Raw genomic sequence first — 12003 nt, 5'->3', positions numbered from 1 at the left:
AATTGAAAATGCCAGAGCAGGTGAAATTATGCCAAACATTCCGCAAATGATGCCATTCTGGTATGGGGAACAATCTGCAATTGCTAATGTAATCCAACATCGACAATCTATTGAGGAAGCTCTCTCTACCGTCGAGAAACGCATGCAGCAATAACCGCACGATTAATATGCCAATAAACAGCCCTTTTATCCCAGATAATTTGCGCTCAATTCATACTAAGGCATTTACTAGCGAGTATTAATCTTGTTTAGAGTACGTCTTTGAATTTCTTCAAATGTACGAATGGTGCTTCTACGCCTTAACGAAATTATTCATGCATCGCATGACCATTCAGTTCGACTTTACTGGAAATAAACTTGGATCTTGCTTGCTAACGCGAGAAAGCGCGCAAGTACGGAAGAATTCCACCTTTCGATAATAGATAGATCTTGTTAATAAATGTAACCGTTTGATAAGTAAGCTTAGAACATGTAATGTTCACATTTATCATAAATAATTGACGACCGTCTTTCTCGAGGAAACACGGCGTTCTTCCTTCTTATAATATGTTACATTTAAAGGAATATGCATGAGAGTTTTTCTATTACTATTGTTACTTCCCCTTTATGGGAATGCACAAAGCGCAGATAAAGAAAGTTTTTTGTCTGCTTGGGAACAAAACCAAAGTAATAGTGCTTTAGTTGAAGACTTCCGAAAAATATCAGATGGTAATTATCATATAAAGTTTAAAAACCTTCCATATGAAGGTGAGCTTTTACTACTTACTTATGATGTTGAGAGTATCCCATATGGACTCGAAGACTCAAATTTCAATACAACAGGATACGTTGAAATTGATATACCAGGTGCCATGGATGAGTTAATGCAGAAGTACAGCAGGACTTACTATAAATGGGCTCAAAATAATGTACTCTATTACGATTCAAAGTCTGGTTCTTGGGTTAGCCCTGAAGTATATTCATCTGCCTATAAAGACGATACAACATCAATAGGAGATGCTATTTACGTAACAATATTTGAGTATTGGAGTTATGCCCTGATTGGGATAATTCTGTATTTTCTGTGGTCAACAGTAGTAAATAACAAACGAACTAAAACTGCAATTAAGCACCAAGAAGAGGTGTTGGAAAAGTCTCTAAAATTGAGTGAAGAATCAATAGAATTACAGAAAAAATCTATTGATGAATGTATTAAATTACACGAAAACACTAACAAGCTTCTGTTGCAAATTTCGAATCAAATTGAGCCAAAAATGTAAGTTGCTTAAACGGAATAAAAACAGTTGGTACGCACAAAATTTTATTTTGATCATATTAAGGAAGGTAGTGATAATGAAAGGCGCAGGTGGGAATTCTGGCGGTATAGGGCATTTTTTTATTGGCTTACTAATGATGAGTGGTGGTTTTTATATGCTACTAAGTGCAATTACAGTCACTTCAAATTTTGGATTCGGGTCCAGGTTATATAACATTAACGCTTTTGGCACCGGCGTTGGACTGACAACTGGTACTGTAATGATTCCGTTTATGTTTGGTATAGGTCTTATTTTTTATAACTCTAAAAATATTTTAGGGTGGCTACTATCAATATGCTCAATTACAGCATTAGTATTTGGTGTAATATCATCCGTTCGGTTTAGTTTACGCACAATGTCATCATTTGACCTTATTCTAATTTTAGTTTTAGCTATAGGTGGCTTAGGCCTGTTTTTACGTTCTCTAAAAACGATAGATGCAAAATACAGCTAGCAAATTGCTGTACGCGCACTCGATATAGTTACTGAGCAAGGCGTTAATGTATTATGGAGATGTTCATTGAATATTAGTAAAATTCTGTTAGCGAGTTTCATGTTCCCTATTGTATACCCTCGGGCAGTATTAAATGCCGTAACTCTCCCGATGCTTATGATGGTTTGCAATTGGGCGCTAGGAGCAAATTTGGGAAGTAAATATGCTTTTTTGTCTTGGTTTTCTTATGTATTTCAGTTTTATGCTATATCTGTTCTATTAACAAATTGCATTTCGTTAGTCACGAAAAATGAAGTACCCCATTTTTTTGAAAAGCAGTCCGTATATGCAAAATGTAGCCTGCTGCTAGCTTGTTATACTTTTGTTGTTTTTGGCGTAAAATACTGCTTTGTAATGCTGGGTTTAGATATTTTCAACATTGAAGATCCAAGTGGTTTTACCCAATTAGACGAAATTTCACAATTTACATCAAGTGTAATTCTTTTTAGTATTTTCTTTGTTATTCCCCATTATATATACACCGGTGAAGTCGTTGTAAAAGATGTTCTTAGGCAAAGTAGCAAATATATTGTCGGCCTGACTTTGATCGTTTTTATTATTGAAATAATTAAAACTACTATCGGTTACATGTTTGTTGGCGCAAGCAGTACACCAATAATATTATTAGGTTCAATGGCTCTCCTCATTCTGCAAGCCTTTGGATATATAATTATTTCATTTTGCTATATAGCAATTTTTTCAAAGAAAACACAGTTAATTATCGATATGTAATTTTACATACATCGAACAAATGGGCGCACGCGGACTCGAATACAGTTGTCGCGGTTTTTGCTCAAAACCAAATGCGTCAAAACCGCACCAACATACTCGCCAGTGAGCAAGGCGTTATATATCCAAAGGAATGTAGATGAGTAATCAAGAAGAATTTAAATATCCTGTTAGTGTTAACTTGGCGCTTTGGATCAGTCTGGCTTTATTTATGGTTGGTGTTATTGAAACAAGCGGTGTTGTTGATTTCCTACCTGAGTTATTGAAATCACAATTTACTGGCCCTGTCTTGATTGTTATAGGTTTACTTCTATTTTCATATCCATTTCGTGAAATTAAGAAAGCCATAAAAGCGCACAAGCAATCAAATAATGAGTAATGTAATATACCAAACTACTTGAAGATTCAAATTCAGAGTTTCGCCCGGATGCTAGAACGAGGCGTTAGCCATCAAATTTAAGGGACAACATGAAGCTTCAAGGTAAAGTTACAAATTGGAATGATGACAAAGGATTTGGTTTTGTCGAGCCCAATGGTGGTGGCGTTCGTGCTTTTGTCCATATTAAAGCTTTTAATTCTTCCTCTCGTAGGCCTGTGAATGGTGAAATCATTACCTATAAACTAGTTAGCGAAAATAATAACCGATACAAAGCTACGAATATTAAATTTTCCCGTGATATTAATCGATCAAATGGTCGAAGTGGTGCGCATAGCACCAATAATCGAAATAAAGGAAAAAGCAGTATACTCGGTCCTGTCTTCACAGTGCTTTTTTGCATTGGATTATTCATATCAGTCTTTAATGGTAAGGTTCCTGTAAATGTTGGTTTTGCATATCTTGTAATAAGTTTGATTACTATCCTTGCATACGCAAAGGATAAATACTCAGCTCAAAATAATCGTTGGAGGACACCTGAAGCAACATTGCATTTCTTTTCTCTAATTGGTGGGTGGCCCGGAGCGTTGATCGCTCAAAAAATATTGCGTCACAAGACAAGCAAGAATGAATTTATAAGCACTTATCGGATAACTGTCTTTTTGAATGTAGGAGTCTTACTAGTAGTGTATACAGAGGAAGGCCAACACCTTCTTCATAATATAATTTTACCCTTGTTGAGAGGCTAACAAAGTGTCGCACTCGATAGCGTTGGTCAGGAGGAAGTTTATGCGTTATCTCTTTATTCTTTCATTTTTAATGTTTTCGGTAGGTATAAATGCAGAGGAAATTAACCCTTTTACTTCTGATGGGTGTAGCGCTTTTCCTGATGGTACTTTTAAACAGAAGGAATTATGGTTAGCCTGTTGCACTGCTCATGATTACGCTTATTGGAAAGGTGGTACATATGATGAGAGGCTTATTGCGGATAAACAGCTTCGTCAATGTGTTGCTAAAGTAGGTCAACCTCAAATTGCAGCCTTGATGCTGGCGGGTGTTCGTGTTGGAGGAAGCCCTTATTTTCCCACATCGTTTAGATGGGGATATGGTTGGTCTTACCCTAGAGGGTATAAGGCTTTAACTCAAGAGTTAATATACAAATAAAGCGGCATAAAATGGGCTTGAACTACAAGAGATAAAGGCGATATCTTTTAGGATATCGCCTTTATGCTTAATTAAGCAGCTTGCTTTTTAAATTCTTGAGATTCTGCTTTCTTGTCTAATGCGCCGCTAAAGCGTGTTAACACCAGCGCAAATAGCACCACAATCGCGCCAATCCAAGGCGTGTTCATAAGTCCTGCTTGTTCGACGATTAAACCACCTCCCCAGGCTCCAAGTGCAATACCCACGTTAAATGCGGCGATATTGAGACCAGAAGCCACATCAACCGCATCCGGTGTGTATTTTTCAGCCAGTTTTACGACGTAAACTTGCAGGCCAGGGACATTACCGAAGGCAAATGCGCCCCAAACTAAGATAGTGGCTACCGCTGCAATTGGGTTAACCGCTGTAAAGTTGAACACTAACAGTACTGCGGCAAGGCCTGTAAAAATAATGGTTAGCGCTTTAATTGGCCCCATTTTATCCGCCATTTTCCCGCCCCAGATATTACCTACTGCAACCGATACCCCATAAACCAACATAATCAGACCGATAGCGCTTGAATCAAAACCAGAAATCTGTTCCAAAATAGGTGCTAGATAGGTAAATGCAATGAACGATCCGCCGTAACCAATCGCTGTAATTGCGTATACCAAGAGTAAACGAGGCTCCGAGAGTACTTTTAATTGCGCTGAAATCTTAGTCGCCGCTGCCTGCTTTAAGTTATTTGGCACTAACAGCGCGCTGCCGATAAGTGCAATCAAGCCGAGTAGCGCCACGGCTAAAAAGGTTGCCTGCCAGCCGAATGTTTGGCCGATATAGGTCCCCAGGGGAACGCCGGTTACAAGCGCGACGGTTAAACCCGTAAACATGATGGCAATCGCACTGGCCGCCTTATCTTTTGAGACTAAGCCGGTCGCAATAGTGGTGCCGATTGAAAAGAACACCCCATGCGCCAAACCGGTTAATATACGTGCGGCAATCAACGTTTCATATCCGGGAGCTTGCCACGCCAGTATATTACCCGCCACAAAAAGCGCCATCACACAAAGCAATACATGCTTGCGGTTCCAGTTTCCTGTTAGCGCGGTTAAAACAGGTGCACCAATGGCAACACCCACTGCATAGAGGCTAACTAACAACCCGGCTGAAGGCAGCGAGACACTTAAGTCTTGTGCCATGGTTGGGATTAATCCCACAATGACAAATTCGGTGGTTCCGATTGCAAAGGCGCTGAGCGTCAATGCGAGTAATGCTAAAGGCATAATTTTTCCTTTTTTTTATATTGGAACACAATGTGTGTTTTCGTTTGATGGCGCATTATTGTTGATCTTTAAGTAGTTAAAAACAGTGTTATTAACAAATTACTTTTGTTAATATTGCAACAATAGACCTTGAGATTGAATGGATAATGATATGTTGACTCGTTCCGATGATTTAGAAATCCTGCTTAGCGTGATCGACAGTGGTGGTTTTTCTGCTGCGGCTGATGCCTTAGATATTCAGGTAGCGAGGGTGTCTCGCGCGGTGAGCAAGGTTGAAAAACAGCTCGGTGTCACCATTTTAAATCGCACCACAAGACGAATCGATCTTACCGATGAAGGACGGCAGTTTATTGAGTCTGTACGTGTCGGGCTGTTGCATATTCGCCAGGCCGAAGCGCAGCTTATTTCTCGTGGTGAATTACCAGCGGGCAGGTTGCGCATCGACGCAGCAAGCCCTTTTGTATTTCATCAACTTGTTCCACTTATCCAACCTTTTAAAAAAGTATTCCCTGACATTCAACTGGAGCTCACCTCTAATGAAGGTTTTGTGGATCTATTGGAGAAAAGAACTGATCTGGCGATCCGCATTGGTAAATTAACCGATTCCACTTTACACGCCCGCCCGTTAGGAAAAAGTTTGCTCTATATGGTGGCATCCCCTGAATATCTGGCGACAAGAGGCGTGCCCAAAAAAGTGAGCGACTTATCGGGCCATAATCTGATTGGTTTTACGGGGTCAAAAGTATTAAACCGCTGGCCATTAGCGGGGATTGATTATATTGAGCCGAGTTTGACCGCCAGCAGCGGTGAAACCGTGCGTCAACTTACGCTTGCTGGAAATGGCATTGCCTGCTTATCCGGTTTTATGGTCAATGAAGATATTGCAGCAGGCAGACTTGTTGCTGTTTTAGAGCAGGGAAAACTCACCAATACGGACCGCGAGCAGATAAATGCCGTTTTTTATAAATCTTCTTCTGTTGCCAGGCGTATCTCGGCATTTATTGATTTTATTCAGCCAAGGCTCTCTTTGTAAAGTAGTTGGAGGCACAACAAATATTCAAACCGGTTCGAGTGAGCGACAGACGGAGACCTTATTCTTGCTCATTTTGCATTGATCCCCTGTTTAATCTTATTGTTGTGGTTGCATCCGGGACCGTTAGATAGCAAAATCTAACGTCATCAGCGAAATGACAAAGGTAAAGAGAAATATGCAGCAAGGACTTCCCATCACGATAGCGGCCGATGGCCAATTTTCTAATTCGCTTAAACCCTTGTTGAACAAGCTTGAGATGTGGATCAATTTTCAGGCACTAAAAGCGAATTGGTACGGCAATGAAGATTGCATCTTGTCTTTTGATTATACTCTGGTTAGAACATTAGAAGAAAAAATAAAACATCTGACGGCAGATAATTGGATTGTAGGATCGGGTTATGCTTATCATTATGACAGCAGTAGCCTGACCACTACTGCTTTTATTGCGGTCGGTGATTTGGGCCAGAGTTCCGTTGGTATTGAACAGGCGATAAAAGCCAGATTGACAGCTGTCGCCAATATTATTGCGCTACAGCATGGTTTTTTAGCTTTGCCGTAATGGGGTTATGTTACCAGCGGATCTCTTATTTCAACTCACTGCTGAGGTTTCCTCAGTAAAATCACATCATTTCCAATGAATTCCAGTTCAAGCTTGTCTCGCTCTGCCAGATAGCGAAAAGTCGTCCGGCTAAAAAAGCTTACATGGGTCGGATCATATTTATAGTGCCAGCCGGCAAATGCTTCAAGGTCTATAACCTGTTTAGTCATTATGCCTATCCAACCACCCGGCTTGATTAAATTTAACCATTGCGACCATATTTTGTTGGGATCACAAAGGTGCTCTATCACCTCTGTCGCAGTCACAAAATCATAGGTTTTCTCCAACACATCTGCATCTGGCTGATAGTAAATATCGTATAACGCAACATTGTGTCCAGCCTCGCGTAGCATATGTGCCAATGCGGGTCCCGGCCCACAGCCAAAATCCAACCCTTTAGAGTCTGCTGCTATCCTCTCAAGAAGAGGCAGGGCTAAGCGCGATAAAAACTGTCGATACCCCTGATCATCCGGGTCATTCTCATGATGATCATAATGGGCTTTCTCACTAACAGCATCCAGCCTCTGCGCCTGAGGTACAAATACCAACTCACAGCGCGAACACTGAAAATAGCTGCGATTCTCGTCTTCAAAATAGAACGGTGTTTGATTTGATAAACACAAGGGACAAATATGCATGAAGCGTTCCTCTGATCTGATGTGCAAAGCGTCCATACAGTGAAATTTCAATCGATCATTTTTCTCGATTTATCCAGAACGCCTTACAAAAAATATATTTATGAATGATAACGCTTTTCTAATTAACAACACAGCTGTCATAACCGCCCTCTTAATCATTTGAGGCACTAAACAATATTATCTGCAGCCGCTTTCTATGCTCCTTTGCGATCTAAAAATTTACTTTTACATTGGTAATAGCACATTTTATAAAGTGTCCAATTCAGTTAGAGCAGAATACCTTTTAAGTTGTTTGGAAATGAAAATCAGACTCTTTATCAAAACGAGTAACGCTCAACTTTTCAAGGTAAAATGGCAGCGCTACTCTTTGGAGGGGTCATGCAAAACAAACCGGTTTTTAATTGGTATATGAGTTTAATTGTGCGCTTACGTTTAAATCACACTATTGTTCATTACTGAATTTATCCGTCTGTGTTTGTACTGCATCTAATAATTGCTCTTTCAACACATTTTGTTCCGGTTTATCATCAATGGAGACAGTTAAATCGTGAACGTCGACTGAATCTGAGTCCTGTAATAATTCCACCATCTCCGATGCGACATCAGGAACATAATCAACTATTGTACTGGCAATATCGACAGCATATTCAGGAATATTTTCTACTACCTGAGAGAGATAGTCATTCACTGCATGCTCAATATTTTCTACCGCGTCAGCAGCGCAATCTTGGTCATTTTCACTTTCAATTAAGTTATGAAGATAAGCTTCAGCAATCACATTGGACGATTCCGGTAAGGCTTCGGATACGGTTAATGCTAATTCAGCTGAATACTCAGGCGATACATGACTTAAACGACTATATAACTCTGCGGCGGTTTGCTCTGATGCTGCCGCACTGCGATCCACCGGACGCATTTCATCTAGGGAGCCAGAGAGATCTGTCATATATTGTTCCGTCATTTCCAATAGCCCGCCAGAATGATCTGCGGACATATGCTCTGCGGCTAATTCCATCACACGAATACCGTTATCCGGCATTGAGTTGGCTATTGCGACAATAATATTGGTAAATTGATCCGGATAAGTTGTGGTTATCCAGTCAACTAACTCCTCCACTTTTTCCGGGGAGGCATTAGTTAATGCTTGTGCGATATGAACAGCCATTTCGGGCGCAGCCGTTGTGATCGCCCCATACAATTGACCAATATTTATCTGTTCAATGGTACTTAATGCGGCCGCTAAGTTTGCCGCGTTATTCGGATCTCGAAGTGCTAATGCTTTTACCATATTAACCGCAGCGGCGGGGTTTTGAGTCGCCAGACTAACGGCGACTTCGACTTCTGCACTTTGTTCGAATGCAGGCTCCGCATAGTCTGTGCGCGGATCTAACTCAGAGACAGCGCCAGAGGGGGTCTGCATAATAAAATTTTCTTGCTCTTCAAAGGGTAAAGCGGAACGTTGCTTCATACGTATAATAATAAACGTTAATAAAGTGCTGGCAGTAATAATGATAAAAATAAATAGCGCGTTACTGCCGAATAATTTCATTACCACGGAGGCTGCATAGGGGCCTAAAATACTGCCTAATGCATAAATAACCAATAACGAAGACATGGCCGTTAAAATCTGTTTTTTTAATACTTTATCAAACGTTTCAGACATACTCATAGGATAAAGACAAGCCGCCATTCCGGTGATCACAGCGATGGAAAACAAGCTTAAATTAAACAGCCCTAGCGTAATAAGCAGTGGAATAAATAGAGAAAATAAAATAATGGTTGATACCATAGCCAACATAATTTTGCGCCGATCGAAATGATCAGAGAGATAGGCAATGGGGAACTGCAATATTATCGCACCAGAAATCGCCGCGCCCATAAATATTGATAAATCCAGATCTTTTATACCATTATCACTGGCGAAAATTGGCAGCATATTCAATAGCCCGGCATAGAGGATGCCACAATAAAAACAGCTGACCACACCCAAAGGCGATAGCTTTAAAATGGTCATTAAGGACATAGCTTGACTGTCTTCAATTTGCGGACCTTGTTGTTTACTGATAACAATAGGGGTAATAGCCAGACTGAATAAAATCCCCGAAATCACAAATAAAGTCATACCGTCCACGGGGGCAACACTTAATAAAAACTGTCCGGAAAATAGCGCGCTCATCAACACCATCTGGTTAATAGAAAGTATTCTGCCTCTATTTTTTTCAGTCGCACTATAACTTAGCCAACTATCAAGCGTCGCATTAGCACATGCCATACAAAATCCGGTAATAATCCTCATACAGCCTAAAATTAACGGATCAGGATAAAGGCCGGACAATAAAATCGCCACGGATGTTAAACTGCCACACATCGCAAATATTCTGATATGGCCAACACGCTGCAGTAACCTACGGCTATAGATTGCACCAACCAGAAATCCCACTGACAACATAGATAAAACCAGACCTATACTATCGAGGCTAACACCATCATTTAGCATGCGCACAGGCAATAAAATATTGATCAAGCCGTAACCTGTCATTAACAAAAAACAGCTTATTAGCAGTAGTAAAAAAGGTCTGATAGTCATTATCACCGTGCTGTTCTCTTATTTTATGGAGGGGTTATCTATGCTTAAAAGGTGCTCTTTTGCAAAGAGAGGAAATACCTCACTAACTGTGTCTACAATTAGTGCTCTGTTGAGTATAAAAGCTCGTTTTTTCTAATTCAGATAAAGATAGCCTTCAAGCTATACAAAGGCTGCAGCATCCCGTTAGCAATCGCATTGCCAAAATCAGCAAACCACAGCTGAGCAGATTGTGGGCATCAACTCTTAATCTAAGGGTTGAATCAAGAGTTCGTAACAACGAAAATGGTTGCCTCCAGCTATGACCAATTCATAGCTCATAAGCACCGATTTTAGCCTTAGATTAGATGCAAGAAAAAGAGTCGAATCTAAAAGCAAAGGCCTTTTATTGATTCTATACTTTGAACTGCACCCTTAAATTTTTCACCCGACCATAGGAACTCGATATTTTCTCTGTTGGTGTGGATATTATCTGCTATCCGTCGTCATGGCTAGCGTATTGATGAGCACGGATAGCTAAATTTTCCTCATAGATAAAAACAGTTGAGCTGTGCGGATAAGGTAGATAATTTGAGATGCGACGATAGAGAAACCAGGTTTTGATAAGAATTGTTTTTCTGGTAAATATCTGACGTTGCCGATAAACAGGTGAAATAAAGACAACAACTCCGCCGTAGTCGGAAAACGATCAACGATTGCAATATCAAAGGAGAGAAATGATGAGACAAGTGCAGGTAATATTAATAATTTTTCTGTTTTTACTGGTTGGTTGCACACAACGAATGGGAGCAAAAGAGGGAGCAGGTGCCCTACTTGGCGCAACTGCCGGTGCCGTACTTGGTTCCAATGTGGGACAAGGGAAAGGAAATGTGGTGGCTATCGCCATTGGTACCTTAGCGGGTGCCATGTTCGGCCAGGAAATAGGTCGCTCGCTGGACCGAGCCGATCGCATGGCAATGGGACAGACCGCCCAATACTCGCTGGAATACACGCCGAGTAATGAAACGACTAACTGGAACAATCCCGATTCCGGTAATAGCGGTTCAATTACACCGATCCGAACCTATCAGCAAACAGAGCAATATTGCCGTGAGTATCGGCAAACAGTTATGGTCGGTGGCAAGATGCAGGAGGCATACGGCACCGCCTGCCGTCAGCCAGATGGAAGCTGGTTAATTAATAATTGACGCGATCTAGGCATGAGTAAAAACATTCTAAGGTTCCCTTTACCTTAGAATGTTTAGCGTTTTGTGCCCATAGCGGCTTGCAAACCAATGTAATATTTATTGTCTATAATTTGACTATTGCTCACTCGATATATGGATAAGATATGAATTCATCTTGCAATACAGTAAAAATAGATATGTTGAGCGTTTTTTATTTAATTAGCTTGTTGAGTATCGTTTCATGCGTTTCTAAGCCTGAAGTGATTACACTTCCAGCTTGTAATTACACTGACCAGATCAGTACCAATGAACAAATAAGTAATTTTATTTGGCGAGATAAAAAACATGTAATATTTCATGAGGATTGGCTGACAAGTTCACTTATTGAAATTTCTAATCGCTATCAATATTTACAAAGAAAAACATTACAAGATGCTGTAAAAGCAAAAAATGAGATTGTCTGGTTAACGTCAGAGTTAAATAATTTACAAAATATAAATAACGATTTATTAACCTACATTGAGCTGAATCTTTGTAATAATGAACAAGCCCTTCAATCCCCCTCGCTACTCAGGCAACAAAATACGGGAATTGCATACCTACGCGCAGGCTTACCCGATATTTTAAATGATATACAAGCGAAAAAAGAAAAAATTATTAGCGCC

Annotated in this window: 13 protein-coding genes; 10 read left to right on the top strand and 3 right to left on the bottom strand. The window is 40.3% G+C overall.

Annotated features, from left to right (window positions below; all coding sequences use genetic code 11):
* The first annotated feature begins 569 nt into the window (after positions 1–569).
* From ACJAT7_RS15115 to ACJAT7_RS15090, 6 genes are all read left to right on the top strand, one after another.
* Entirely contained in the window at positions 570–1259 is a 690-nt protein-coding gene (locus tag ACJAT7_RS15115) for a hypothetical protein (protein ID WP_415227633.1), read from the top strand.
* A gap of 73 nt (positions 1260–1332) precedes the next feature.
* Positions 1333–1749 carry a hypothetical protein gene (locus ACJAT7_RS15110; RefSeq protein ID WP_415227632.1) on the top strand — a complete coding sequence of 139 codons (417 nt, stop codon included), beginning with the start codon at positions 1333–1335 and terminating at the stop codon, positions 1747–1749.
* A 66-nt stretch (positions 1750–1815) separates the two neighbouring features.
* Positions 1816–2520 (top strand): hypothetical protein, encoded by a 705-nt coding sequence (locus ACJAT7_RS15105; protein ID WP_415227631.1) that lies wholly within the window; start codon positions 1816–1818, stop codon positions 2518–2520.
* Between the two features lie 136 nt (positions 2521–2656).
* Complete coding sequence (locus tag ACJAT7_RS15100) at positions 2657–2896, top strand: hypothetical protein (protein ID WP_415227630.1); 240 nt, start codon at positions 2657–2659, stop codon at positions 2894–2896.
* An 89-nt stretch (positions 2897–2985) separates the two neighbouring features.
* Positions 2986–3642 carry a DUF1294 domain-containing protein gene (locus ACJAT7_RS15095; protein ID WP_415227629.1) on the top strand — a complete coding sequence of 219 codons (657 nt, stop codon included), beginning with the start codon at positions 2986–2988 and terminating at the stop codon, positions 3640–3642.
* A 40-nt stretch (positions 3643–3682) separates the two neighbouring features.
* On the top strand, positions 3683–4057 hold the full coding sequence (locus ACJAT7_RS15090; RefSeq protein ID WP_415227628.1) for a hypothetical protein: 375 nt from the start codon (positions 3683–3685) through the stop codon (positions 4055–4057).
* A 71-nt stretch (positions 4058–4128) separates the two neighbouring features.
* Here the strand turns inward: ACJAT7_RS15090 and ACJAT7_RS15085 are convergent, their stop codons facing one another.
* Positions 4129–5319: an MFS transporter gene (locus tag ACJAT7_RS15085; RefSeq protein WP_415227627.1), complete on the bottom strand. Its 1191-nt coding sequence runs from the start codon at positions 5317–5319 to the stop codon at positions 4129–4131.
* A 151-nt stretch (positions 5320–5470) separates the two neighbouring features.
* On the opposite strand from ACJAT7_RS15085, the gene ACJAT7_RS15080 reads away from it, so the two are divergent.
* Both ACJAT7_RS15080 and ACJAT7_RS15075 read left to right on the top strand, forming a co-directional pair.
* Entirely contained in the window at positions 5471–6352 is an 882-nt protein-coding gene (locus ACJAT7_RS15080) for a LysR family transcriptional regulator (RefSeq protein WP_415227626.1), read from the top strand.
* 175 nt (positions 6353–6527) lie between these two features.
* A complete protein-coding gene (locus tag ACJAT7_RS15075) occupies positions 6528–6911 on the top strand; it encodes a hypothetical protein (RefSeq protein WP_415227625.1) in 384 nt (127 codons plus the stop codon).
* A 35-nt stretch (positions 6912–6946) separates the two neighbouring features.
* On the opposite strand, the gene ACJAT7_RS15070 is transcribed toward ACJAT7_RS15075, so the two are convergent.
* Positions 6947–7588 (bottom strand): class I SAM-dependent methyltransferase, encoded by a 642-nt coding sequence (locus ACJAT7_RS15070; RefSeq protein ID WP_415227624.1) that lies wholly within the window; start codon positions 7586–7588, stop codon positions 6947–6949.
* A 442-nt stretch (positions 7589–8030) separates the two neighbouring features.
* Positions 8031–10175 carry an MFS transporter gene (locus tag ACJAT7_RS15065; RefSeq protein ID WP_415227623.1) on the bottom strand — a complete coding sequence of 715 codons (2145 nt, stop codon included), beginning with the start codon at positions 10173–10175 and terminating at the stop codon, positions 8031–8033.
* A gap of 713 nt (positions 10176–10888) precedes the next feature.
* Here ACJAT7_RS15065 and ACJAT7_RS15060 point away from each other — a divergent pair.
* Both ACJAT7_RS15060 and ACJAT7_RS15055 read left to right on the top strand, forming a co-directional pair.
* Complete coding sequence (locus ACJAT7_RS15060; protein WP_415227622.1) at positions 10889–11359, top strand: RT0821/Lpp0805 family surface protein; 471 nt, start codon at positions 10889–10891, stop codon at positions 11357–11359.
* Positions 11360–11502: 143 nt separating this feature from the next.
* Positions 11503–12003 (top strand): hypothetical protein (locus ACJAT7_RS15055; RefSeq protein ID WP_415227621.1); only part of this gene is annotated, 501 nt, incomplete at its 3' end.

The sequence above is a fragment of the Psychromonas sp. genome (genome assembly GCF_047632995.1).
Lineage (GTDB): Bacteria > Pseudomonadota > Gammaproteobacteria > Enterobacterales > Psychromonadaceae > Psychromonas.
The sequence above is the reverse complement of the archived record's forward strand: the minus strand, read 5'-3'. Positions and strand labels throughout refer to the sequence as shown.

Excerpts from the sequence above, each read along its gene's own strand:
- ACJAT7_RS15070 (WP_415227624.1), bottom strand. The coding sequence starts at position 7,588 with ATGCATATTTGTCCCTTGTGTTTATCAAATCAAACACCGTTCTATTTT.
- ACJAT7_RS15065 (WP_415227623.1), bottom strand. The coding sequence starts at position 10,175 with ATGACTATCAGACCTTTTTTACTACTGCTAATAAGCTGTTTTTTGTTA.
- ACJAT7_RS15060 (WP_415227622.1), top strand. The coding sequence starts at position 10,889 with ATGATGAGACAAGTGCAGGTAATATTAATAATTTTTCTGTTTTTACTG.
- ACJAT7_RS15090 (WP_415227628.1), top strand. The coding sequence starts at position 3,683 with ATGCGTTATCTCTTTATTCTTTCATTTTTAATGTTTTCGGTAGGTATA.
- ACJAT7_RS15115 (WP_415227633.1), top strand. The coding sequence starts at position 570 with ATGAGAGTTTTTCTATTACTATTGTTACTTCCCCTTTATGGGAATGCA.
- ACJAT7_RS15085 (WP_415227627.1), bottom strand. The coding sequence starts at position 5,319 with ATGCCTTTAGCATTACTCGCATTGACGCTCAGCGCCTTTGCAATCGGA.
- ACJAT7_RS15110 (WP_415227632.1), top strand. The coding sequence starts at position 1,333 with ATGAAAGGCGCAGGTGGGAATTCTGGCGGTATAGGGCATTTTTTTATT.
- ACJAT7_RS15080 (WP_415227626.1), top strand. The coding sequence starts at position 5,471 with ATGTTGACTCGTTCCGATGATTTAGAAATCCTGCTTAGCGTGATCGAC.
- ACJAT7_RS15095 (WP_415227629.1), top strand. The coding sequence starts at position 2,986 with ATGAAGCTTCAAGGTAAAGTTACAAATTGGAATGATGACAAAGGATTT.
- ACJAT7_RS15100 (WP_415227630.1), top strand. The coding sequence starts at position 2,657 with ATGAGTAATCAAGAAGAATTTAAATATCCTGTTAGTGTTAACTTGGCG.
- ACJAT7_RS15075 (WP_415227625.1), top strand. The coding sequence starts at position 6,528 with ATGCAGCAAGGACTTCCCATCACGATAGCGGCCGATGGCCAATTTTCT.